The organism is Gelidibacter salicanalis, from assembly GCF_007997285.1.
GTDB classification, from domain to species: Bacteria; Bacteroidota; Bacteroidia; order Flavobacteriales; family Flavobacteriaceae; genus Gelidibacter; species Gelidibacter salicanalis.
In genome coordinates this window covers 90,787-116,682 of record NZ_VORX01000001.1, presented here as the reverse complement: position 1 = coordinate 116,682, position 25,896 = coordinate 90,787, and the positions used below count along the sequence as shown (strand labels likewise).

Here is a 25,896-nt window from a genome sequence, read left to right as displayed (position 1 = left end):
GACTGCAATACTAATGATCGTTTCCTGTTAATATGAAAACCTTCCCTCTCGTTAGAAACATATGGTTTTGTGATTCCTCGTTCCTAGGAATGACAAATAAACTACATTCCTCGGAATGACAAAAAGACCATGCACCTCGAAATGCCAATTCAAGACTACCCACTGTAGATTTCCTACTGAGAACTATCTACTGAAGACTGCATACTGCAAACTTCCCACTGAGGACTGCTTACTTAGGACTGCTCACTTAGGACTGTCTACTGAAGACTGCCAACTGTAAACTGCCAACTGAGAACTGCCTCGGAATGACAATCATCAACATTACCATTCCGAAATACCAAAACCAATTATTTCAAATACGCTTTGGCTGCTTCTAAAGCTTCGTCAATACCTCCAGGGTTTTTACCACCTGCAGTTGCAAAGAAAGGTTGGCCGCCACCGCCACCTTGGATGTATTTACCCAATTCGCGCACAATCGTACCTGCATTAAGACCTTTACTTGCGACCAATTCTTTAGAGATATAACACGACAACAGCGCTTTCCCATCATTTTCTGCCGCAAATAATAAAAATAAATTCTCGTACTGTTGTCCTAATTCGAACGACAAATCTTTGATACCTGAAGCATCTAAGTCGATTTTTTTGGCTAAAAACTGAATGCCGTTTACTTCAGTCAATTCAGTTTTAAGATCGCCTTTTAAGTTTTTGGCTTTGTCTTTTAACAAGCCTTCTATCTGTTTCTTTAAATCAGCATTCTCTGATTGTAAACTTTGAATGGCTTTTATCGGCTCTTGCGCATTGTTCAATAGACCTTTAATTTCAAAGTAAACGCGGTCGTGATCTTGGTAGTAATCCTTAACCGCATCATTGGTGATGGCCTCAATCCGACGAATTCCTGAAGCTACCGCGCCTTCTGAAATGATTTTAAAATACCAAATATCAGCTGTGTTCTTGACGTGTGTGCCACCACACAACTCGAACGATTGCCCGTATCGGACTGTTCTAACCGTATCACCGTATTTCTCACCAAAAAGCGCAATTGCGCCTTCCTCAATAGCCATTTGCATTGGAATGTTACGCTGCTCTTGTAATTGCAATTTACCCTCAATACGCGCGTTGACAAAATCTTCAACATCACTCAACTCTTCTGCAGTCATTTTTGAAAAATGTGAGAAGTCAAAACGTAAATATTTTGAATGCACCGCACTTCCTTTCTGCTCAACATGTTCGCCTAAAACTTCACGTAAAGCTTGATGCAATAAATGGGTGGCTGTATGATTGGCTTCGGTACGTCGGCGTTGTTTTTCATCAACAGACGCTTTAAAAGAAGCTTTCAGATCTTTAGGTAAATTTTTAGTCACATGAATGCTGACGTTATTCTCTTTTTTGGTATCCAAAATGTAAACCACGTCACCATGGCTATCTTCCAAGTAGCCCTTATCGCCTACCTGACCGCCACCTTCCGCATAAAACGGCGTTAAATTAAAAACTAGTTGATACAATTCGCCATCTTTTTTAGAAATGACTTTTCTGTACTTAGTGATTTTTACATTTGTTTCCAATACATCGTACCCGATAAATTCCTGCTGATTATCCTCCAACAGAGTTACCCAGTCTTCCGTTGACATTTCGCCAGCAGCTCGGGAACGGTCTTTCTGTTTTTTCATTTCGGCTTTAAACCCAGTTTCATCTAATTCCAAGCCTTTTTCGCGCAGAATCAAAGCGGTCAAATCGATTGGAAATCCGAAGGTATCGTAAAGTTCGAAAGCCTTTTCACCAGAAATAGTTTTCGATGTCGATTCTTCCACAATTCTATTTAACAAGACTAAACCTTGATCTAAAGTTCTTAAAAACGATTGCTCTTCTTCCTTGATCACATTTTCAATCAACTGTTTTTGTGATTTCAATTCTGGGAACGCGTCGCCCATTTTTTTGCTCAACACATCTACCAATCTGTAAATAAATGGTTCCTTCTGATCTAAAAAGGTAAAACTATAACGAATAGCTCGTCTCAAAATTCGGCGAATAACGTAACCTGCCCCTGTGTTGCTTGGTAATTGCCCATCGGCAATAGAGAAAGCAACGGCACGCACGTGATCTGAAATTACCCGTATGGCAACATCTACCTCTTCATCTTTTCCGTAGGTTTTATTGGCAATTGTTTCAATTTCGCGAATGATTGGGGTGAATACGTCCGTATCATAATTAGACTGCACGCCTTGCAACACCATACACAAGCGCTCAAAGCCCATCCCCGTATCTATATGTTTCTGTGGCAGATTCTCTAAAGAACCATTCGCCTTTCTATTGTATTGCATAAAAACAAGGTTCCATATTTCTACCACTTGTGGGTGGTCCATATTCACCAAGGTTTTACCATCTACTTTCGCTTTTTCTTCAGCCGATCGGATATCGACGTGGATTTCACTACACGGACCACACGGCCCTTGATCGCCCATTTCCCAGAAGTTGTCCTTTTTATTGCCCATCAAAATACGGTCTTCAGAAATAAAGGATTTCCACAGATCATAGGCTTCCTGATCCATTGGTAATTTATCGTCCTTATCCCCTTCAAAAACCGTAACGTATAAGATGTCCTTATCAATACCAAATTCTTCGGTCAATAATTCCCAAGCCCAAGCAATCGCCTCTTTTTTAAAGTAATCCCCAAAACTCCAGTTGCCCAGCATTTCAAACAACGTATGGTGGTAGGTATCATACCCCACTTCTTCCAAATCATTGTGCTTCCCTGAAACCCGCAAACATTTTTGACTATCGGCAATTCTGGTGTGTCTAGGCTGTGCATTTCCTAAGAAATATTCCTTAAATGGCGCCATCCCAGAGTTCACAAACATCAAGGTTGGATCATCCTTTAACACCATGGGCGCAGACGGGACAATATCATGCTGTTTATTCTTAAAAAAGGTTAAATATTTTGAACGTATGTCTTGAGATTTCATGCTTATGTTGGTGTCTTGCTAATCTTCAAAATGGCCAGAGCCTCCGCTATATCACAAATTTGTTTTAAAGTTTGCATATCGCGCGGCTGCATTAATCGATTATCGTTTTAGTTTTACTAAATTTACAATTGAAATATTTTGTAGTTTTGTCCGTTTGGTTAATGTTTAAAGACATTTTAGTGTCCATTAACTGTGCAAAAATAGTATAAATTAGGTAATGAGTAAGGTAAAATTTTATTACGATTCCGAAACCCTCTCTTATAAAAAAATAGAGCGAAAAAAGAGAAATACACTCAAGTATGCGTCTGTCTTTATTTTAGCTTCAGCCCTCTTCGCTTTTCTGTTTGTATTTATCGCAAGCCAATTTGTCAAATCTCCAAAAGAACGTGCTTTGGTAAGGGAACTGCAGCATATGGAACTCCAATACCGATTGTTAAACAAAAAAATGGACGAAGCCCAATCTGTACTTTCAAATGTAGAAGAACGGGACAACTCGATTTACCGCTTGTATTTTGAAGCGAATCCTATTCCTGAAGAACAACGTAAAGCGGGTTTTGGTGGGATCAATCGCTATAAAAGCTTAGAAGGTTTTGACAATTCAAAAATTATTATTGAGACCAATAAACGGATGGACATTTTGCAGAAGCAGATTGTTGTGCAATCGAAATCATTAGATGAAATTGCGGTATTAGCTGCGGATAAGGAAAAATTTCTTGCTTCAATTCCTGCCATACAACCGGTGAACAATGAAGACTTGACCAGAATGGCTTCAGGCTACGGGTATCGTACCGATCCATTTACTAAAATTAGAAAATTTCATTACGGCATGGATTTTACTGCTCCTCGTGGGAGTCCTATTTATGCTTCAGGAGATGGCGTCGTAACCAGGGCGGATAATACCGCTACAGGATACGGTAACCACATCAGAATTGATCATGGCTATGGGTATGAATCTTTATATGCTCATCTTTATAAATATAACGTCAGGGCTAATCAGAAGGTGAAACGTGGCGATTTGATAGGATTTGTAGGAAGTACTGGACGCTCGGAAGCGCCGCATTTACATTATGAGGTGTGGAAAGACAACGACCGTATCAATCCGATCAATTTCTATTACGGTAACTTATCCGCCGAAGAATATAGCCACCTCTTAGAACGTGCTGCCTTAGAAAATCAATCCCTGGATTAATATGTATATCGACCTTCCTGAAAAAAGATATTATGGTATTGGCGAAGTTGCCAAAGCCTTTAAGGTTAACACCTCGCTCATCCGATTTTGGGAAAAGGAATTCGACATTCTAAAACCTAAAAAAAACGCGAAAGGCAATCGGAAGTTTACACCGGAAGACATTCAAAATCTGAAGTTTATTTACCATTTGGTAAAAGAACGTGGCTTTACCTTAGAAGGTGCTAAAACCCATCTTAAGGAAGACCGGCAAAAAGCGCTCAATACGTTTGAAATTATTACTAAATTAGAGGACATTAAATCGCAACTTTTAAAAATTAAATCTCAACTTTAAAACCAACTAATTATGAAAAAATGGCTCATTCCTGTTATAATCATCGGCCTAATTATTGTCGCATTATACTCTTGGGGTAAAAACTTTAACAATACAGCTGTAGAACTGAGAGAAACCGCTACCAGAAGCTGGGGCGATGTAGAAAGTAGCTACCAACGCCGTAATGATCTTATTGGCAATCTTGTAAAAACCGTACAAGGTGCAGCTGATTTTGAGCGTGGTACTTTGACTGACGTTATTGAAGCACGAGCAAAAGCAACGTCAACAACTATTGATGCTAGCAATTTAAATGAAGCAAACATGGCGCAATTTCAAGAAGCTCAAAGTGGCTTGAGTGGTGCCTTATCTCGCTTGTTAGTTTCTGTAGAACGTTATCCTGAATTGAAAGCCAATCAGAACTTCTTAGAGCTACAATCGCAATTGGAAGGCACTGAAAACAGAATTAACGTGGCGAGAGATCGTTTTAACGAATCTGTAGAGCCTTACAACAAGCACATCAAAACGTTCCCAAACAGCGTATTGGCTGGACTCTTCAATTTTGACGATATGAGCTATTACAGAGCTGATGCTGGCGCAGAAAAAGCACCAGACGTAGATTTCGATTTTAAATAACACCCACTTCCTCTTCTCTCGTTTTTCTAGCGAGAGAAGAGTTATAAAAACTAATTAAGCATGTCTAAAACAGAAGATTTTCTAACGGCCGAAGAAGAGCGTCAAGTTGTGGAAGCCATAAGAACTGCTGAAAAGAATACCTCAGGAGAAATTCGTGTGCACTTAGAGAAAACCTCTAAAATTGATGTTTACGAACGTGCCTTGGAAGTGTTTCATATGCTCAAAATGGACAACACCAAACTTCAAAACGGGGTGTTGATTTACGTGGCCGTTGAAGATAAAACCTTTGTTATTTTTGGTGACGAAGGCATCAATAATGTGGTAGAGGATGATTTTTGGGAAAGCACCAAAAACATCATGCAAGGCCACTTTAAAAGGGGCCATTTTAAACAGGGTTTAGTCGATGGCATTTTAAAGGCCGGTAAACAATTGGAGGTTCATTTCCCTTGGGAGGTGGATGATAAGAATGAAATCTCAGATGATATTTCTGTCGGATAACCGGTAAAATTCTTGAAATTATAATACTTATAACATTTCTGCGCTCCTGTAGAGGAGTTTTTAGCAACACAAAAAGAAGTCAGCCCGTATGCAGTCAATAATCAAAAGTCAAGGTCTAAATATCTTAAGAAATAGCGTTTTTCAACGCTTTCTTTTTAGTGCACTGATGATGTTATGGGGCATACAATCTGGATATTCTCAATTTACAATTCCTGAGAAACCGGCGACTATGACAGAGCAAACGAGCGTTTATCAATTTACGCCGCTCTTGTCAGAAAGTCAAAAAAATAGCTTAGAACAAAAATTAATTAAATATTCCGATACGACATCTACCCAAATTGTTGTCGCCATCATCAGCTCAACCAATGGCGAAAACATCAATTACCTTGGTGCGCAGTGGGGGCAAAAATGGGGTATCGGACAAGCCAAAGAAGACAACGGTATTTTAATCTTACTGGCTAAAGATGATCGGAAGATTGCCATCAACACAGGCTATGGCGTAGAGCACTTGCTCACGGATGCCATGTCTAAACGAATCATCGAACAAGACATCATTCCCTATTTTAAACAAAACGATTACAACGGCGGACTAAACCGTGGTGCGGATGCTATTTTTGAAGTCATGACTGGCGAATATCAAGGCACCCGACAGGTTAATAATAACGTGGAAGGTATTCCCGTGGGCTTTATGTTCATGCTATTTGTGGTATTTATGATCATCATGATCTCCATATCTAAAAATAAAAGAGGCGGTGGCGGTAATGGTCCAGGAAACAATAAAGGAAACGGGTTTAGTATTTGGGATGCCATTATCTTAAGCAGTTTAGGACGTGGTGGCCTCGGCGGCGGCTCTTCAGGAGGTGGCTTCGGTGGCGGCGGTGGCTTCGGTGGAGGCGGCGGTTTTGGAGGCGGTTTCGGAGGTGGTGGCTTTGGAGGCGGTGGCGCTTCTGGAGGGTGGTAGGTTTTTAGTAAGCAGTATGCAGTATTCAGTAGGCAGTAGGCAGTATTCAGTATGCAGTATTCAGTAGGCAGTATTCAGTTTTCAGTAGGCGGTATTCAGTAGGCGGTATTCAGTAGGCGGTATTCAGTAGGCGGTTAACTGTAAACCGTTCACAGTACAAGGCTTGTGCTGACTAAATACTTTTAAAATTAGTTTATGCGCAAACTCTTGGTCGACAATTACAGCAATTTTCAAAACTCCTTAAAAACTACAATTTATGGCTTCTTATAAACCAGACAATTACAATTCTCTCTCACCTTATCTTATTGTTGATGATGCTGAAAAATTAGTCAGTCTTTTAAAAATTGTATTTGCTGCTACTGAATTGCGACGCTACCATCGTGAAGACGGCTCCATCATGCATTTAGAGCTTCAAATAGATGATTCTGTATTGATGATTAGCGACAGTACTGAAGATTACACTGCAAGCCCCACAATGTTGCATATCTATGTTGAAGATGTCTTTAAAACATTTGATGTGGCCATTGCTAATGACTGTCACCTTTTAGAACGCCCTACCGCTATAGAAAGCGGGCCTGACATTAGAGGCGCTTTTATGGATTACGCTGGAAACTATTGGGCCGTAAGCACTCAGAAAGCTGAAGTATAATCGATCTTTTAAAATTCCTTAATACAGTCGCTTTTCCTAGTAGGATCTATGTATAAATCCATTCTAATGCAAACGTTATAAAGAATAGGTCGCTGCTACTACATCATAAAATGCATATCTCCACCTCTACTTTCACCTTTTGAACCTAAACTGTTGAATTTCCAACTAAAACTCAACATAAAGTACTGTTCCAACACTGTACTCTGAGAATCCTGAATGTAATTTTCCGTGGTAGTACGTTGGGCATTGGTATTCTGGTTTAAGAGATCGTACACCTTTAAAGTCACAGTTCCATTATCCTTTAGCACAGAATACGCTAAGGTCGCGTTCCAAAACCAGGCACTCTTCTGGAATCCTTGCGCCACATTAGGATTGTACATGTAATTTATATCATTACGCCATTCGAGTTTTTCTGGGAAGAATGTGGCTGTACGAATTCCCAAATTATGACTAATGAAATTACGGTTGTCAAAATCGTCCAGATCATAACGGGTCTCGGTAAAGGATAAGCGGTAATTTGGCATAATTTCAAACAGCTTTTTCCAAGTATAAGTGATGCCCAAACTAGGATTTAAACGTGTACTGGTTGCGGCATATTCAACATCATTATTAAAGTTAACCTGCTTATTTACATTGCCAGAAAGGCCAAAACGAAATTTAACTGTTTGCACGGAATCAATTTTAAAATCCTTACTATAACTAGAGCCTACATACATCCAATAATTACCATTAACATTAGTGTACGTCGTATTCCTGACAAAATTCTCGTCTACTGTAGTTTTTGACACCACTTTATTTTCTATAAGATTTGCGTTGGCATAAACATAGAATCCAGTTCTTTTTTGGAAATCATAGTTATTGTAGCCAAAATTTAAACCGTGTGTTTGGGAAGGTTTTAAGTCAGGATTTCCCGTCACTGTATTTAAAGGATCTGAAACATCCTGAAACGGTTGCAACTGCGAAATTGAAGGGGCATCATTATCAAAATCGTAATTAAAATTCACAGACGATTTTGGACTAAAACGATAATTCATATAGGCATCCAAATCTAAGAAATTATAGGTTTGCTTTAAACTTAATTCCGGACGTAATCGATCTGCATTTTCAATGGTTCTATTGGTAAAACCAGATCCTACTCTAAAGGACATTTTATCATCATTATAAACCAAGCGAATATTCGGGCTGTGACGTAAATTTTTATTTGTAAAGTCAGTACTCAATTCGGTATTAAAATCTTCATAAGCTTGGGAATCCTCATCAAAATCGAAAGTGCTTCTGACATTTTTACGATTGGAAGATCCGAACCCATATTTAAAATCAACGAAGAATTTTTTGGCCGTTAAAGGCAATCGGTAGGTTATGCCTGTATCAAAATTCTTCGATTTGCTATCGCCGTCCGTAAATTGATTTCTACTGATATTCTCTGAGGTATCATCGTAAATAATGGTTTCAGAATTTAAAAAGTCATCCGAACTCGCATCGTTCACGTCCATATTCGCATTCACCCTTACAAACGCGCCCTTATTACCAAATCGTTTTGTAATGTCTAGGTCGTTCCCAAAATTCTTACCTAAAGATTCTACAAATGATGCGGTTTCAGATTGGTTGGTCAACACATCATTTTCATCACGAGAGGCTTCTTGTCGTTCATATGTCGTACTTGAATTTGACAATCTGAAAGATGGCCGAAAATTTACCATGAAGGTCGAGTCAATTTTAATATTAAAACTCATGTTGGCACTATGATTATCTGTCGTATTATCAGATGTAGATTCTGAATCCGTAAAATAGCGCGAGGTTGGCAAAATATTTTCGCGTTGTGTTTTTGAAGCATCTTTAGAGCGGCTGCCAGAATGAAAATAATCTCCAGAAAAATCGTTGCCTTTCCCTAATTCGTCCGCATAGTTTGCTCCTGCAGTATTTGATGTGGTAATCCCTTGTCCTCCCCCAAAAGATCGGCCGTCGATGGTAAAACCACCAGAGCCACTCATAGACATGCTTCTTGCGCCACCAAACATTTTACGAATTTCGCCAAAACTAAATCCAGACGAATTGATATTATTACCTCCCGCTAAGACACTAATTCGCTGTTCGTTATCAAAAATATTCACCATCCCGGCATATTCATAGCGCTCATCAGTACCTCCTCCAGCCGAGACACGGCCAAAGACACCTTTGTTATTCTCTTCTTTTATGGTAAGGTTTATGGTTTTACTTTCGCCATCTCCTTTTTCGCCACTAAACGCTTCTGCTTTAGACTTTGTATCGGTAATCTGAACTTTCTCAATCAATTCTTTGGTCAAATTTCGGGTCGTAATGGTAGGATCGTTTCCGAAAAACGGTTTCCCGTTGACGTAAATTTGATTTACGGACTTGCCATTCACCTTTATGCTTCCATCTTCTTCCACTTCTACTCCGGGAAGTTCTTTGAGTAAATCCTCCACGTTTGCATCTTTTTTGGTTTTAAAAGATGAGACATTAAATTCTAAAGTATCTTTTTTTATGGTGATGGGTGCCCGAGATCGGATGATCACTTCTTCCAATAAATTAGCCGTCTGCATTTGGATAGGTTCCAACCTAATGGGTTCCTTGCCAATCGTGATGGTTTTTGAATAGGTTTGAAATCCGATATAAGAAATGGTAAGATTTAAAGTCGATTCATAGGTGGTATCCTCCAAAACAAATTCTCCGTTTTTATCAGATATAGTATAGGTTACCAAGGTAGAATCCTTGACGGTTTCCAAATAAATGGTGGCCGATTCTAGAGGGGTTTGATCGTCTTCAATAATTATTTTTCCAGAGATTTTGAATGGTGTGCTTTGGGAAAACATCATGCAGGTGCAAAAGCAGGCCAGAATGCATAGGAATTTAGTCATAACTTTAGTAGAGGCTACATTAGTAGCTGCCAAAGAAACAAATATATACGAGAAATCCCACGTAAATTCTTAACAAAAAGTATAAAAAATTATTGTTGTCCGATAATGAATCAAGATCGCTGCGCTGTTAGAATCAAGAATACAGACTTGCTTGGAACTAACTGACAAACAACGAGATCATTTAAATTCGAATCATCCAATCACTCTTGGTAGAGAAAGATTTAAAAATCGAGATGTCATTTCGGAAGTATCCTAATGTCTCTTGATCTAAAAGAGTATGTTAATTAAAGCATTATTTTTTAAAGGACACTAATAATAGAAAATTAGGAGTTTGCCCTATTTTTTACGCATATAGATACTGATAGGCACCCCATGAAAGTCAAATTCTTCGCGAAGTTTATTTTCTAAGAAGCGCTTGTACGGTTCTTTGACGTATTGTGGCAGATTACAGAAAAATGCAAATTGCGGTTGCGGAGTTGGCAACTGCATGATGTATTTAATCTTCACAAACTTACCTTTTAAAGCTGGCGGTGGATAGTTTTCTATAATAGGCAACATAATCTCATTAAGTTTGCTGGTCTTAATTTTCTTGGTGCGATTATTATAAACCTCAACAGCCGTTTCAATAGCCTTAAAGATACGTTGTTTGTTAAGCACAGAAATAAAGACAATTGGAACATCAGTAAATGGCTCCATTTCCTTACGGATTTGTTTCTCGTAATCTCTAGCAGAATTGGTTTCCTTGTCCACCAAATCCCATTTATTTACCAAAACAACAATTCCCTTTCTATTACGCTCAGCTAACCAGAAAATATTCTGCACCTGTCCGTCAAAACCACGGGTGGCGTCATGTATTAAAATACAAACATCACAATGTTCAATGGCTCTCACACTACGCATTACGGAGTAAAACTCAAGATCTTCCTTAACTTTAGATTTACGACGGATTCCCGCAGTATCCACCAAGTTAAATTCAAATCCGAATTGGTTGTATTTCGTATCTATAGAATCTCTCGTAGTGCCGGCAATATCAGTTACGATATACCGATCTTTCCCAATAAGCGCATTTATAAACGATGATTTTCCTGCATTAGGGCGTCCTACTACAGCGAATCTCGGTAAATCACTTTCTTCAATTTCAACATGTTCTGGCAAGGCTTTTACTACGGCATCCAACAAATCTCCAGTACCACTACCATTAATACTGGCAATAGTAAAATATTCGCCTAAACCTAAGGCATAAAACTCTACGGCATCTTCTGCACGTTTATTGTTATCCACTTTGTTAACCGCCAATAATACCGGTTTGTCCACTCTTCTCAATAGTTCAGCAACATCCTCATCCATGCCGGTCACCCCGCTTTCTACATCTACCAAAAAGATGATCACATCGGCCTCGTCAATAGCAAGTTCTACTTGCTTATCAATCTCAGCTTCAAAAATATCATCACTACCGATTATATAGCCGCCCGTATCAATCACAGAAAATTCCCGTCCGTTCCATTCTGATTTCCCGTAATGCCGATCTCTTGTCACACCACTTACGGCATCAACAATGGCTTCGCGACGCTGAATTAAACGATTAAATAAAGTTGACTTCCCTACGTTGGGACGCCCTACTATGGCTACTATATTACTCATGTCTATTAAATTGTTTGCAAAGGTAGTGTTTCCTTTCTAAAAAAAAAGAGTATTTTTCGGCGCATTAAATTAAAACTATGCCAATTACGAACGACATTGTATTGCGACCACGATTTAAAATGAATTTAAATCATGATCATTCGACGGTTTTAAAAGTCTTTGAAGATACCAAGGCTACCAATAAGATGTATAAGATTGTTAGGGTCGATGATCATGTATTCATTAGGCTGCCTACGCATGAGCAACAATTTTGGTCGCCACAGCTGCATTTGGAGATTAATGAAGTGGGCGCGAACAACTCAATCCTTCACGGCTTGTTTGGTCCTAATCCTACCGTTTGGACCATGTTTATGTTTCTACATTTTGTTGTGGCAGGACTTTTTATTGTGTTTGGGATTTGGACCTATAGCAATTGGTCATTAGATACTTCGTGCCATATTCAACTGGGCGTGACGGTAATGATGGTAGTACTATGGTTTGTGCTGTATTTAGCTGGGCGTCACGGAAGATCTAGAGGTAAAGCAGAAATGCACCGCCTTTATGATTTTATGAATACGACGTTGCGTAGTAATGGGCTGGATTAGTTAGGGGGATTGAGGTGTGAGGATTGAGGCGTTAGGTTTGTGGGGTGAGGTATGAGGTTGGTGTGCCTGGGTGGGTTGTGACACAAAGAAGCACAGAGAAGCACAAAGTTCCACAAAGCTTTTAAAACATATCACACTGAAGACTGTCTACTTTTGACTGCCTACTGAGGACTGCCTACTGAAGACTGCCTACTGAAGACTGAAAACTGTTTACTGAAAACTGCCTACTGAAGACTGCCTACTGAAAAAACTACTTCTGATTATATCCAAAACGCTTTAACTGCCGCTGGTCGCTTCTCCAATTTTTATTCACTTTCACGTAAAGTTCTAAATGGACTTGCTTGCCAAAAAACAGTTCTAGGTCTTTTCTAGCCTCTACTCCTACACGTTTTAATGCAGCGCCTTTATGCCCAATAATGATGCCCTTTTGGGTTTCGCGTTCTACCATAATTACAGCACGCATTCTGATGATATGTTCTTCTTCAAAAAATTCTTCCGTATCGATCTCTACGGCATATGGAATCTCTTTTTTGTAGTGGATTAGGATTTTCTCGCGAATGGTTTCGTTTACGAAGAAACGTTCAGGCCTATCAGTTAATTGATCTTTTGGATAAAATGCCGGCGATTCTGGTAACAGTTCAATAATACGGTTAAAAATTTCTCTAACATTAAAGCCTTCCAAAGCAGAAACCGGGTAGATTTCAGCGTTGGGCACTTTTTCAGACCATAATTGCACTTGGGATTCCAATTGCTGCTGATCAGATTTATCAATCTTATTCAATAACAACAATACAGGAATTTTTGAATTGGTGATTTTTCTAAAGAACGCTTCGTCTTTCAGTTCTTGTTCGCCAATCTCCACCATGTACAACAACACGTCAGCATCGTCAAAAGCAGACTTGACGAAATCCATCATAGATTCCTGAAGTTCATAAGCGGGTTTGATAATACCTGGAGTGTCCGATAGGATCATTTGAAAATCTTCACCATTGACAATTCCCAAAATACGGTGTCTTGTCGTTTGCGCTTTGGAGGTGATAATAGATAATTTCTCACCTACAAAGGCATTCATTAATGTCGATTTTCCAACGTTAGGATTTCCGATAATATTTACAAAACCAGCTTTATGCATATTCTAATAATTTATACAAAGATAAGTTTTAAAAATTTAACCCTCTTGATTATTTGACCGCCCTTTTTCATTATGGATGTCCGTCAGTATTTCAGATAAGGTATGGCTATCATGGCCATACTGTAATGAGAACACTCGGGTAAACGCTGCGCCGTAAAAGAAAATGAGACAGGAATAGGATACCCACAATAAAATCAGCACTATAGTACCCGCAGCGCCGTAAGTTGATCCGGGATTGGCGGTCCCAAAATAAAGTCCCAATAAATATTTTCCGAGGGTAAAGAGTACAGCCGTCACGAAAGCGCCAATCCAAACCGTTTTCCATCGGATTTTGGTATCTGGCATATATTTAAACATCAGCGCAAATAATGTGGTAACAACACTTAAGGATAAGACAAGATCCAAAAGATAGGCAACGTAAAGAACAATATCAGGGAATACTTGTTTGATGTAACCGTTCAACGCCCCAAGCACTGCGGTTACGATAAAGCTGATCAGGAGCAAGAATCCTATGACTAGAATAAACGCAAAGCTTCGGGCGCGATCCGTGAGCAAACGTTTAAAACTAAATTTTCCTGAATCTTCAATCTTCCAGATTTTATTGAGTGATATCTGAAGTTGATAAAAGACACCAGTTGCCCCAAAAATAATACTGGCAATACCAATCAGTGTCGTTATAATGTTTTTTTCGGTGTTTAAGGTTTCACTGATCATCACCTTAATTGTTTCAGCCGCTTCCTCTCCTAAAACAACCGTAATCTCTTTAGTTAGATGTCCCTGTACAATATCAGTCCCCCAGATGCTGCCCACTACATTAATTAAAATAACGATAAGTCCTGGTAAAGAAAGCACTGCATAATAAGCCACCACTGCACTAAGGCGCCACGGATCATCATCATTCCAAGCTTTAAACGCTTTAGCGAACAAGGATGGCAAATGTTTTATCTTAAAATTTTTTTCAATATGTGCTTCAGCCATAGGAGGAATAATTTAATTTTAAAGCTAAAAAATTACTTTGGATACCGCAATTTTATATTCCTGATTAGTTCCTCTAAACCATTTAATTTTAGCTCATACACAGTTTCGAGCATTAGTCCTAATTGTCCCTTAGGAAACCCTTTATTATGATACCATACTACATAATATTCTGGAAGATCAATAAGAAATTTACCTTCATATTTACCAAAAGGCATTTTAGTATGGGCTAATTTGATGAGAAAATTTTTGTCGGGTTCCAACACAATTCAGGGAAAGTTAGGTGGTTTTAATAAGCACAAATAATACTGTCATCTAAAAAAATAATACGCGAATTTGCCATTACCTATTTCGATCCATATATTCGAGATGCTCATGGAAATCGTCATAAAAGCGTCGTTGTACTTATGCCCAAATAAAGCTAATTTCCTTTTCGATATCTGGATGCAAACTGTTGAGAACAGGACAGGTTCTACCCGTGTTTTCTAAGATAGTTTTAGTCTTTTGGTCAGCTTGAAATGGCAGTGTCATCAGGACTTCAATTTTTGAAATCCGACGTGGATTGCTTGCCATAGTTTTCGTAACCTCAGCAGAAGTTCCAGTCATGTCTACAGCCAAATCGCGCGCTTTGATTCCCATGACAGTAATCATGCAACTCGCCAAGCCTGTAGCCACTGTATCTGTTGGTGAGAAAGCAAGGCCTTTACCATTGTTGTCAGTGGGTGCGTCCGTAATAAAAGAATCGCCAGATTGCTCATGGGTACATTCTGTTCTTAAATCGCCTAGATAAACTACTTTTGAGGTCATAATTTTGCTTCTTCTATAGTGAGGTCACTCGTGTATTTTACAATATATACAGCGTCATTATAATAGCCGCCGGAAAGTTTTTTAGAGTATCTGAATTTATTTTCAGTGTATTGTGTTTCAATGCCATTGGTGGAGGCCTTATAAAGGTCCTCATCTGATGCCAAACGCAACAACACATCTAAAGTCAAGTCAAAACCTCTAACTGCAAATTTATTTGGCTCTATACCATACTTCTGTTTATACGCTCTTACAAAACTATTGGGCTGATCTACATTTAAGCTTTTATTTACAGAAGGGTAATGGAATTGTAATTTCGCTAAATGAAAATTAGAAACGTTAGCACCTTCAAAAGCTTCAGTTTTATTGGTACTTACAATAATAATTTCTTGATTTTTATTACTCATCCCGTTAAGCATGCTGGTCACGTTAGAGACTAAAGCTTCATTGGCCGTTTCTAAAAAGACGTAATTTTTTCCCGGGCCAAAAGCGCCACTAACATCTGCCGCCATGATATAATAGGCATCATTTCCGCTTTTACCTTTTCTAGAAAACACTTGTCTCGCGCTAGCAAATTCAGACTTTAAACGGTTGCTTATTGCCGTATGTTTATGGTCAGCAATTATAAGAACATTGCGTTTTAATGCGTCGTTTTGGACAAAACTGATGATGGCGCGTTCTAATACATCCGTATCCGCAACGGTTTGAAACACGTTTTCAAACAACTGATCTGGTTTAGTAATAGGCGAAATTACCGGTACCCCATAATTCTGGACTGCACGCGCTACGCGATCTAAATTATTAGGCATCAATGGGCCAATAATGGCATCATAACTAGAAAAATCATTGCTACTTAAAATTTTAGAGACTTCAGCCAACTGGTCTTGGGTATCAAAAACTCTTAATTTAGTTGAAACTCCCAAACGTTTTGCGGAATCGATGGCCATTAGCACGCCTGAATGAAAATCTAAGGACACCGCCAAACGACGGTCAGTTCTGATCAACGCCTTTGCTTCCTGAACCGAATCTGTATCTACCCTATTTAAACGGAAAGGCAACATCACAGCAATCTGTTTTGTTTTTAAATTCTTTAAGCCTTTGGTCAAATTGGTTTGTTCAACACTTCCTACCACTTCACCAACACTGGTCGTTTTAGGAACTTTGATAACCATTCCTTCTTTAAGACCATCAGTTTTCAATTCAGGATTCAGTTTTTCCAATTCCTCTTGGCTCAATCCTAATTTAACTTTTAGTCGGAAATACCCTTCACTTTTTTGTACCGTGTAATAATTAAAATTATCATCGATAGGTTTTTCATCTGAACTGCCAGGTACATTCACAACATCTCCGGGCTGTAAAACGTCCTTCATTCCTGGGTTTAAGGTTTCCAATTCAGCAACCGTAATTCCAAATTTGTAAGCAACCCGCCATTTTCCTTCTTTAGGCTGTACGGTATATTTTTTAAACGATGTTCCAGGGGTTACTTTAGAAACTACCGTTTTATAACGCGGAATTCGAATTTCATCACCCTTTTTTAAATTTTCAGCGTAAAGCCTTTTATTGTGTTTTTTAATATCTTCAATTGCAACATTATATTCCTTGGAAAGGCTGTATAAGGTTTCTTTACGTTTCACTTTATGGTCTTCATAACCAATTAGCTCTTTAGTAACTTCTTGTTCGTTTGACGAAAGATTTGTAGCATTGGGAATGATCAAAACTGAATTAGGATTCAATTTGCGCTTGGCATCCGGATTTAGAGCATAGATATCGGCAACAGAAACCTGATATTTCTTTGCAATGGATTCTACGGTTTCCTCCGCCAGAACGGTATGTGCCTTGAACTTTTGAGCCTGGGCAAACAAGCTACAGGACAAGGTAATGATACAAATTAATATAAGTTTTTTCATGTTCTTTTTAGATCTAATTGAGCGCTAACTTATGACCGGTATCTGAATACTTTATGCGTTCTATTCCCATTCAATGGTAGCCGGCGGTTTTGAGCTAATGTCATACACTACTCTATTAACGCCTTTTACTTTATTTATTATTTCATTTGAGGTTTTTTGCAAAAATTCATACGGCAAATTCACCCAATCTGCGGTCATCCCGTCCGTACTTTCTACGGCTCTTAAGGCCACACACTTTTCATAGGTGCGTTCATCGCCCATAACTCCTACGCTATTCACCGGAAGAAGGATTGCTCCTGCTTGCCAAACTTTATCATAGAGATTCCATGATTTCAGATTATCGATAAATACAGCATCCACTTCCTGTAAGATGCGAACTTTTTCCGCGGTGATATCACCCAAAATACGAATCGCCAAACCAGGTCCTGGAAACGGGTGACGTCCTAAAATTGCAGCGTCCATATCCATAGAAGCGCCTACACGCCTCACTTCGTCCTTAAACAAAGCTTTTAAAGGCTCCACCACTTTTAATTTCATAAAATCTGGCAAACCACCAACATTATGATGACTTTTTATTGTTGCACTTGGCCCACCTGTTGCAGAAACACTCTCAATCACATCTGGATAAATCGTTCCCTGCGCTAACCATTTAACATCTTTAATTTGATGAGCCTCATCATCAAAAACCTCAATGAATACTCGGCCTATGGCTTTACGTTTCATTTCCGGATCACTTAATCCTGCTAGGGCATCCAAAAAACGTGCCGAAGCATCAACACCTTTTACATTGAGTCCCATGCCTTCATACTGGGCAAGAACGCTTTCATATTCATTCTTTCGCAGCAAACCATTATTCACAAAAATGCAATATAAATTTGTGCCGATGGCTTTATGCAATAAGATGGCAGCTACGGAAGAATCAACGCCTCCTGAAAGACCTAAAACCACTTTATCATTACCTATTTTTTCCTGAAGCGCTTCTACGGTTTCTTCCACGAAAGATTGCGGTGTCCAGTCTTGTTCTACGCGCGCGATATGGACCAAAAAGTTTTCCAACAACTGTTTCCCGTCTGTTGAATGGTATACTTCAGGATGGAATTGTATCCCATAAGTCTGTTCCCCCTCAATCACATACGCTGCATTTTCTACATCAGTCGTGCTGGCAATCAAGGTTCCGTTGGTTGGTAAATTTTTGATGGTATCACTATGGCTCATCCATACTTGACTGCCTGCATCAATATGATTAAATAAGGGTTCTTGTACTTTAACATAGGTCAGGTTTGCTCTACCATATTCGCGTGTATTAGACGGTTCTACCAATCCGCCAGAAAAATGAGACAAATACTGCGCCCCGTAACATACGGCGAGCAATGGCATATGACCTCTAATTTTTGACAAATCAGGATGCGGTGCATTTTCTGCTCTTACAGAAGATGGACTGCCAGATAAAATGACCGCTTTAAAACTGTCAATGTCAGTTGGAATTTTATTGAATGGATGGATCTCGCAATAAATGTTGAGCTCTCTAACCCGTCTCGCAATCAGTTGTGTGTATTGCGATCCGAAATCTAAAATAAGGACTTTGTTGTGTTGCATGCGCAAAAATAAGGATAGATTTTTAGATTTACCACGTAGCGCTGATGAAAATTATAAAAAAGCACTCGGTTTTAGCAAGGACTGAATTCTAATTTTTTTTAGCCATGTTATTGTCTAAATTTTAAATAAATGGCAACGCTACTAATAGATTATTTTGAATTACATCATCGTGTCCAAGATCATTTCAATATCTTTTTGAGTGGTATCAGGATTTATAAAGCAAAATCGAGAAACAGTTTCAAACGTGTCGCCATTTTTCCATTTAGTTGGCGTCACCAAAGCAAAACCTTTCCGATGGTTTTCATAGGTCCAATGGGTGTAGTCTTCAGGCTCCCATCCTATTCTTCTGTACAACACACAAGATAAACTTGGGTCTCGCACCAATTCTAATTGCGGATGGGCCTCAATTAATCTCCCGGCAATTTGCGCCAACTCAATGCCGCGCTCTACCGCTTCCTTATACCGATCAGTACCATGGGTGGCCAATGAAAACCACAATGGTAAACCGCGAACCCGTCTGGTTAATTGGATCTGGTAATCTGTAGGATTAAAGCCGTGTGCGCCTTCATCTTTAAAGATGTCCAAATAGGACCCTTGTTGAGAGTGCGCATTTTTGGCCAATTCCGGTTCTTTATAAATGACGGCACCGCAATCATAAGGTGAAAACATCCATTTATGCGGATCAATGGTAATGCTATCGGCTTTTTCAATTCCGTTAAACAAATGACGCACGGAGTCAGCCACCAAGGCGCCACCTCCATAAGCGGCATCTATATGAAACCACAATTGTTCTTGTTCACACACTTGGGCAACGCCCTCTAAATCATCAATTATTCCGGCATTTGTGGTGCCTCCTGTCGCCACCACAGCAAACAATCGTTTGCGTTGGTGTGTAGTTAATTTTTTTATGGTGTCCATTAGATCTTCACCGGTCAGTTTTTCCTCTGAATCGACCAAAAGAATGTCAACATCGGCTACTTTAGCCATCGCTTTAATGGACGAATGGGCACCTATGGAGGTAATGATCAAACCTTTTTCGCCCTGGAATTCCGGATTTTCACGCCAATGCTCTCTGGCGGTTACAATTGCCGATAAATTGGCGGCTGTTCCGCCACTGGTAAACACTCCAAAAGCACCTTTTGGCAATCCTGTTAAGGAAACCATCCATTTCATGGCTTCATTTTCGCAAAAGATGCCACCAGCACCTTCCATCCAATACGCACCGTGAATACTAGAAGCGGAGGTCACTAAATCGAACATGATCGCGGCCTTGGTTGGTGACGCTGGGACAAATGCTAAATTACGAGGATGATCTACCGGAACATTGGCCTTGGCCAAATGGTCTTTCCATAAATTAAAAGCATACTCTCCACCAATACCTTTTGAAGTGATGGTTTCTCCTACCAACGCTTTGAGTTCTTCTTCCTTTTTAGGTTTCCCAATGGGATGTTCAGTTGCTGAAATACGTCCGATGGAATATTTCATGACATCTAAAGTCATCTCGATTAAGTCCATGTCAATTTTATGCATACTCGTCATAAGCTCACTACTGATTTTTGAGATTTATACTTCTAAGATTAGAAATTCTGAATGTAAAGGATCAAGATGTTGCACTAGGGATTGGATAATGTCTTCACCATATTCCAGATAGAATTCTGAAATATTCATATGGCGCTCTTGTAGACTCTGTCTGGGAAAAAGTTCATCTTGCAGCATTCTCACGCGCTCCAAAACATCATCAAATTTCCTTTTTTGCGCTTTTAATAATCGTTTTTCTAGATTCTCAAGCCCCTTTATTTGTTTCACTTCTTGAGCAGCAACAGCGCCCTTAAAGGATTTATCAGTCTGATCTGCCAATTGGTACAGGCCTTCAAATTGTTTTTGAAGCTGCGCTTTTTGCGAGCTGAAATCAATATTGATATCTGAAATTGATTTGGTCACCTTGGTCAATAAATCGTCTTGTTTTAAGAACAAATCAGGTACAGAAACCTTCATTTTTTCAAGTTTCTCCTTTTGCTTTGCAGTGATCAGTAATACTGAATTACGCAAAAGAAGCATCGGAAACGTTACGTTTTGTGCTTCAAAATTTGATTTTAACTGGAGCCAATAAGCCAATTCGCCGCCGCCGCCAATATAACAGAGATTAGGCAAAATGATTTCTTGGTAAAGTGGACGCAAAATAACATTTGGGCTGAAGCGCTCCGGATGCTCATTGACCTCTGCCAATAATTCCTCTTTGGTCCAGCGAATATCCGTATCTAATACGCCAAAAACGCCATCCGTTTCCAGAATCCGTTCTCTTATATGCTTATGTAAGTAGAATAAATTAATCTCTCTAGGATTAACTTGTATTTTATAATTGGAAGGCAATGCGTTGAGTGCTTCATTGGTGTTTGATACCTTTTTAAATGAAGACTGATGGATTAACTCATCTTCAATAAAAGGTTTGTAGAGTTTTTTTAAGATGGGATCATTCCCATCCAAAATTACCAACCCGTAAATAGAAAATAGTTTATTGACTAAAAACCGCGTGGCTTTTGTTAAAGTATCGTGTTCTAAATAGGCCTGCTGAAAAAGCTTTTTTAAAGATTTAGCGTTGATGCTACTATCTAATTGTGCAGAAAAAACCTCATATACTTGGTCTAGACCTTGCAAATCAAATTCGCCCACTCCACCGGAACCATCCCTGTTCCACTGTACTTTTTTGCCCTTAAAATTAAAAAAATTGATTTCTTCAAAGTCATGATCTTCCGTAGCCATCCAATAGACCGGCACAAAATTATAGTGTGGATAGCGGTCTTTAAGGGTTTTACATAAGTTTATGGTTGATATAATCTTATAAAAGAAATACAGGGGGCCCGTAAATAAATTGAGCTGATGCCCTGTGGTTACCGTAAACGTGGTCCCGTGTTTTAAAAGATCAATATTGGTAAGCGTCATAGAAGAAATACTCAAATCTTCGTACTGCATCATCAAAGCTTTTACAACATCTGACCGATTGCTTTTATTGTAGGATAGCTGCTTTTCTTCAATTTGCGCTTCAAAATTCTCAAGCGATGGAAAACGATTATAAAATGGTTTTAAGTCTGCCTTTTCATCCAAATAATCGGTAATCAATGACGAAAAGTAGTTGGTCTCTTTAAATGGGATACAATCGGTTGGCATATTTGACTTTAAAAAATGAATTGTAAAGATAGCGCTCTTAACTTTTTTTGAGTACTAAATTTTAGTTAATTCACTTTGACTAGCTATCTTTACTTTACTAATAATTACACCACAACTTTTTCATCATGCAAAAAATAGCCATTGTCATTTTTTTTCTTCTGAGTAGCTTTTTTGCTTCAAAAGCACAATCCCTTCAATCACCATCGGATTTTCTGGGCTATACTTTAGGAACAGAGTTTACTAGACACCATCAGGTGATTGATTATTTTAAAATGGTAGCGGCACAACGTCCCCATCAGGTAAAACTTGAAAACTATGGCGAAACTTACGAAAGACGCCCCTTATATACCGCAATAATTTCGTCAGAAGCCAACATTAAAAACCTGGAAAACATTAGGATCAACCATCTAAAAAATGCAGGAATTGGCGACGGAAATGCCGCGGTCTCTGATATTGCGATCGTATGGTTAAGTTACAATGTGCACGGTAACGAAGCCTCGAGTACAGAAGCGGCCATGAAGACCCTTCACAGCTTATTGACGGAAAAACAAGATTGGCTGCAAAACACGGTGGTAATTATTGATCCTTGCCTTAATCCGGATGGGCGAGACCGCTACGTTAATTGGTATAACCAAACCAAAAGCACACCCTATGATACTGATCAGCAAGCCAACGAGCAAAATGAACCTTGGCCAAGAGGAAGGGCCAACCATTATCTGTTCGACTTGAATAGAGATTGGGTGTGGGCGAGCCAAATAGAAACACAGGCACGCTTAAAATTGTACAATAAATGGTTGCCACAAATTCACGTCGATTTTCATGAACAAGGCATCAATGACCCTTATTATTTTGCACCGGCAGCAGAACCTTTTCACGAGATTATCACCGATTGGCAACGCGATTTCCAAAATCAAATTGGCGAAAATCACGCTTCCTACTTTGACGCCAAGGGCTGGTTGTATTTTACCCGCGAACGTTTTGATTTGTTATACCCAAGCTACGGCGACACCTACCCTACCTATCTCGGTGCGATTGGAATGACTTATGAGCAAGGCGGACAATCAGGATTAGGCGTTCTGAATGATGAAGGCGATGTCCTGACCTTGGTCGACCGTGTAGAACATCACCATACCACCGGCTTATCTACTGTAGAAATAGCTTCAAAAAATGCTAAAAAACTGAACAATGAGTTTCAAAACTATTTTGCTAATACAAATTATAAGCATAAAAGTTATGTGATGCGAGGCAGCGCTGATCAACTGGACGGACTTAAAACATTATTAGACAAACACGATATTAGGTATGCTCCCGCAGCTAACGGCAAAGTTTCTGGCTACAATTACCAAGACAACAAGAATGGTAATTTTAGCGGCACGTCAGAAGATATGGTAATCAGCACCAACCAGCCCAAAGGAAAATTGGTGCAAGTCTTGTTTGAACCCAACACAACCTTAGCGGATTCCATTACCTACGACATTACGGCGTGGAGCTTACCTCATGCTTACGGACTGAATGCCATTGCCAGCACCAACTTGGCTGCTACCACTACAGGTTCTAAAACATTTCAGCCCAATAAAGAAAACAAAAGTGCAACGGGGTACATTGCTAAGTGGGACCATATGAAAGACGCTGAATTTTTGGCTGAATTGTTAAAACAAAATGTAAAAGTCCGATTTACTGAAAAGCCACTAATCACAAAAAATCCTGAAGAATCTTTTGATCGTGGCGCTTTAATTATTGTCCGAGGCGATAACAAGAATTTAGACAATTTTGATGCTCTAGTAATAGTAGCAGCCAATACGTTTAAACGCAAAGTAGTAGCCATTTCTAGCGGCTTTTCAAAATCGGGGCCAGATTTTGGTTCGCCAGATGTCAAATTGGTCAATAAACAGAAGATTGCCTTGCTCTCAGGAACCTATACATCGTCTCTAGGCTACGGGGAAGTGTGGCACTTTTTTGAACAACAATTAAAGTATCCCGTCACCTCCATAAGTACTGATAATTTTGCTCGAACCAATCTTGATGCCTACACGGTATTAGTGATTCCCAACGGAAATTACAAGCGATTTTTCAACGATTCGAATTTGGAGAAACTCCAAAACTGGGTAAAGAATGGTGGAAAGGTCATCGCTATAGACGGTGCACTAAATAGTTTTGCTGATCATAAAGATTTTGGGTTAAAGCACAACATTACTGAAGATTCGACTGCCACTAAACCAAACCTAACGCCGTATGCCGAGCGCGAACGCGAAAGCACCAATGACATGATTACAGGCGCCATCTTTAAGACCGAAGTTGACGCGACACACCCTTTAGCATTTGGGTATTCTAAAAATTATTTTACTTTAAAGTCGGGGTCTAGCGCCTACAGCCTTTTAGATGACGGATATAATGTGGCCTATTTAGGCGAGCATCCCAAAAATGTTTCAGGGTTTGCCGGAAAAAACACGCTAAAAAATTTAGAAAACTCCTTAATCTTTGGCGAAGAGCGCATTGGTAATGGGAGCATTATTTATTTGGCAGATAATATCCTATTCCGAAATTTCTGGGAAAATGGAAAATTATTTTTCGTAAATGCCATTTTCTTTGTCAATAACTCCGCCTTCAAATAATCACATCTTAATATTAACAGTAAAAACCCTTCGTAACCTGCATATTTTTAGTAATTTAATCATTAAAAATTAGCGCGTTATGAAGGGTCTTATAAAATTAAACCGTACAGAATTTCTGAGTTTAGGAATAAGTGTATTTCTCTTCGTATTCATAAGTGTTCCGCTCGCTGCTGGCACTTCGGTTCCCTTCCGCGAAACGATACAAGAATTTACCGAGTTTAAGGGCACCATCATTGACAGCAAAACCAAAGAACCTCTCGCTTTTGCCACCCTAAATGTCTTGGAAACCAATATTAGCACCATTACCAATTCTGATGGCGCATTCTTGCTCAAGGTTCCTAATTCCTATCTTTCTAATAGCATTCACATTTCATTTTTAGGATATCAAACAAAAACCATCCCCCTTTCCAGTCTGAATGGTGAGGACATCCATATATTATTGGAAGAGTCCGTCATGCAGTTGTCAGAAATAAAAATCAACGCTCCCAAAGACGCCAAGTCCTTGGTAAAAGCAGCTTTAGATAAAAAAGGCGCGTACAATTTTACTGAAGAAACGATTATGACGGCATTTTACAGGGAAACCATTAAAAAGAGACGTCGGGACGCTTCACTTTCTGAAGCAATAGTAGAAATTTACAGACAACCTTCCAACTCCTCTAAAGCGGATAAAATAAAACTTATCAAAGCGCGTAAAAGCACAGATTATAGCCGATTGGACACCTTGGCCGTGAAATTGCAAGGCGGTCCTTTTAGTGCCATTTATGCTGATATTATCAAATATCCACAGTTCATCTTTAACGACAACACCTTTTCTGAGTATGAGTTTTCCTTTGACAAACCCACTGAAATCAACAACAGGTCAGTATATGTAGTTAAGTTTAAACCGCGCCCAAACATTACTGAACCGATGCATTATGGAAAACTCTATATAGATGCCGAAACCTTTTCCCTCATTAGTGCCATTTATAATTTGAATGTTGAAAACCGAGAACGCGCTGCTGAACTTTTCGTGAAAAAGAAACCAAACCGAGTTACGGTTTATCCCACTGAGGCTGCGTATCGGGTAGACTATAGACTGAAGGATAACACTTGGCATTACGGTTATAGCAACATTCAACTGACCTTTAAAGTCAATTGGAAAGGCCGATTATTTAACAGTGTGTACACTTTAAGTAGTGAAATGGCCGTCACGGATTGGGCCAAGGCTCTAGATGATGACCCCACAAGAAGGGAGACACTACGCCCAACAGTCATTTTAAGTGATGAAGCTTCAGGATTTTCTGACCCGTTATTTTGGGGCGAATACAATATTATAGAACCTGAAAAATCGATTGAATCGGCTATTGAAAAAATCAACAAGCATTTGGAAAAACGCGGAGGTCTGGAATAAACTTCAGTTAATTT

20 protein-coding genes are annotated in these 25,896 nt (G+C 39.3%); 9 read left to right on the top strand and 11 right to left on the bottom strand.

Annotation, left to right across the window (positions count from 1 at the left end; translation table 11 throughout):
- Positions 1 to 347 precede the first annotated feature (347 nt).
- The gene (gene alaS, locus ES711_RS00435; RefSeq protein WP_146888371.1) at positions 348 to 2,960 is read right to left on the bottom strand and encodes an alanine--tRNA ligase; all 2,613 of its coding nucleotides are present in this window, start codon (positions 2,958 to 2,960) and stop codon (positions 348 to 350) included.
- Between the two features lie 217 nt (positions 2,961 to 3,177).
- Here alaS and ES711_RS00430 point away from each other — a divergent pair, with 217 nt between their 5' ends.
- The 6 genes from ES711_RS00430 (at position 3,178) to ES711_RS00405 (ending at position 7,200) form a co-directional block, all read left to right on the top strand.
- Positions 3,178 to 4,149: a M23 family metallopeptidase gene (locus tag ES711_RS00430; RefSeq protein WP_146888369.1), complete on the top strand. Its 972-nt coding sequence runs from the start codon at positions 3,178 to 3,180 to the stop codon at positions 4,147 to 4,149.
- Between the two features lies 1 nt (position 4,150).
- Entirely contained in the window at positions 4,151 to 4,480 is a 330-nt protein-coding gene (locus tag ES711_RS00425; RefSeq protein ID WP_146888367.1) for a MerR family transcriptional regulator, read from the top strand.
- A gap of 12 nt (positions 4,481 to 4,492) precedes the next feature.
- Positions 4,493 to 5,092 carry a LemA family protein gene (locus ES711_RS00420; RefSeq protein ID WP_146888365.1) on the top strand — a complete coding sequence of 200 codons (600 nt, stop codon included), beginning with the start codon at positions 4,493 to 4,495 and terminating at the stop codon, positions 5,090 to 5,092.
- Positions 5,093 to 5,152: 60 nt separating this feature from the next.
- The gene (locus ES711_RS00415; RefSeq protein ID WP_146888363.1) at positions 5,153 to 5,590 is read left to right on the top strand and encodes a TPM domain-containing protein; all 438 of its coding nucleotides are present in this window, start codon (positions 5,153 to 5,155) and stop codon (positions 5,588 to 5,590) included.
- Positions 5,591 to 5,756: 166 nt separating this feature from the next.
- Complete coding sequence (locus ES711_RS00410) at positions 5,757 to 6,551, top strand: TPM domain-containing protein (RefSeq protein WP_146889845.1); 795 nt, start codon at positions 5,757 to 5,759, stop codon at positions 6,549 to 6,551.
- A 256-nt stretch (positions 6,552 to 6,807) separates the two neighbouring features.
- On the top strand, positions 6,808 to 7,200 hold the full coding sequence (locus ES711_RS00405; protein ID WP_146888361.1) for a VOC family protein: 393 nt from the start codon (positions 6,808 to 6,810) through the stop codon (positions 7,198 to 7,200).
- Positions 7,201 to 7,298: 98 nt separating this feature from the next.
- On the opposite strand, the gene ES711_RS00400 is transcribed toward ES711_RS00405, so the two are convergent.
- Positions 7,299 to 10,076, bottom strand: coding sequence for an outer membrane beta-barrel protein (locus tag ES711_RS00400; protein ID WP_146888359.1), 2,778 nt, complete (start codon positions 10,074 to 10,076; stop codon positions 7,299 to 7,301).
- Positions 10,077 to 10,412: 336 nt separating this feature from the next.
- Positions 10,413 to 11,717, bottom strand: a complete 1,305-nt coding sequence (der, locus tag ES711_RS00395; RefSeq protein WP_146888357.1) for a ribosome biogenesis GTPase Der — start codon at positions 11,715 to 11,717, stop codon at positions 10,413 to 10,415.
- A gap of 77 nt (positions 11,718 to 11,794) precedes the next feature.
- On the opposite strand from der, the gene ES711_RS00390 reads away from it, so the two are divergent.
- Entirely contained in the window at positions 11,795 to 12,301 is a 507-nt protein-coding gene (locus ES711_RS00390) for a GTP-binding protein (protein WP_146888354.1), read from the top strand.
- 250 nt (positions 12,302 to 12,551) lie between these two features.
- Here ES711_RS00390 and era read toward each other — a convergent pair whose 3' ends face one another.
- From era to bshC, 8 genes are all read right to left on the bottom strand, one after another.
- On the bottom strand, positions 12,552 to 13,433 hold the full coding sequence (era, locus tag ES711_RS00385; protein WP_146888352.1) for a GTPase Era: 882 nt from the start codon (positions 13,431 to 13,433) through the stop codon (positions 12,552 to 12,554).
- A gap of 36 nt (positions 13,434 to 13,469) precedes the next feature.
- Positions 13,470 to 14,411: a YihY/virulence factor BrkB family protein gene (locus ES711_RS00380; RefSeq protein WP_146888350.1), complete on the bottom strand. Its 942-nt coding sequence runs from the start codon at positions 14,409 to 14,411 to the stop codon at positions 13,470 to 13,472.
- Positions 14,412 to 14,443: 32 nt separating this feature from the next.
- On the bottom strand, positions 14,444 to 14,671 hold the full coding sequence (locus tag ES711_RS00375; RefSeq protein ID WP_146888347.1) for a DUF3820 family protein: 228 nt from the start codon (positions 14,669 to 14,671) through the stop codon (positions 14,444 to 14,446).
- A gap of 142 nt (positions 14,672 to 14,813) precedes the next feature.
- Positions 14,814 to 15,215, bottom strand: coding sequence for an OsmC family protein (locus tag ES711_RS00370; RefSeq protein ID WP_146888344.1), 402 nt, complete (start codon positions 15,213 to 15,215; stop codon positions 14,814 to 14,816).
- On the bottom strand, positions 15,212 to 17,119 hold the full coding sequence (locus ES711_RS00365) for a PBP1 and LysM peptidoglycan-binding domain-containing protein (RefSeq protein WP_146888341.1): 1,908 nt from the start codon (positions 17,117 to 17,119) through the stop codon (positions 15,212 to 15,214). The genes ES711_RS00370 and ES711_RS00365 overlap by 4 nt, the downstream gene beginning before the upstream one ends.
- 60 nt (positions 17,120 to 17,179) lie before the next feature.
- Complete coding sequence (gene guaA, locus ES711_RS00360; protein ID WP_146888338.1) at positions 17,180 to 18,715, bottom strand: glutamine-hydrolyzing GMP synthase; 1,536 nt, start codon at positions 18,713 to 18,715, stop codon at positions 17,180 to 17,182.
- 159 nt (positions 18,716 to 18,874) lie between these two features.
- Positions 18,875 to 20,245 carry a pyridoxal phosphate-dependent decarboxylase family protein gene (locus ES711_RS00355; protein ID WP_146889842.1) on the bottom strand — a complete coding sequence of 457 codons (1,371 nt, stop codon included), beginning with the start codon at positions 20,243 to 20,245 and terminating at the stop codon, positions 18,875 to 18,877.
- 33 nt (positions 20,246 to 20,278) lie between these two features.
- Positions 20,279 to 21,880: a bacillithiol biosynthesis cysteine-adding enzyme BshC gene (gene bshC / locus ES711_RS00350; protein ID WP_146888335.1), complete on the bottom strand. Its 1,602-nt coding sequence runs from the start codon at positions 21,878 to 21,880 to the stop codon at positions 20,279 to 20,281.
- 125 nt (positions 21,881 to 22,005) lie between these two features.
- On the opposite strand from bshC, the gene ES711_RS00345 reads away from it, so the two are divergent.
- Together ES711_RS00345 and ES711_RS00340 are read left to right on the top strand one after the other, a co-directional pair.
- Positions 22,006 to 24,492: a M14 metallopeptidase family protein gene (locus tag ES711_RS00345; RefSeq protein ID WP_146888332.1), complete on the top strand. Its 2,487-nt coding sequence runs from the start codon at positions 22,006 to 22,008 to the stop codon at positions 24,490 to 24,492.
- 79 nt (positions 24,493 to 24,571) lie between these two features.
- Positions 24,572 to 25,882 carry a carboxypeptidase-like regulatory domain-containing protein gene (locus tag ES711_RS00340; protein ID WP_146888329.1) on the top strand — a complete coding sequence of 437 codons (1,311 nt, stop codon included), beginning with the start codon at positions 24,572 to 24,574 and terminating at the stop codon, positions 25,880 to 25,882.
- Positions 25,883 to 25,896 lie beyond the last annotated feature (14 nt).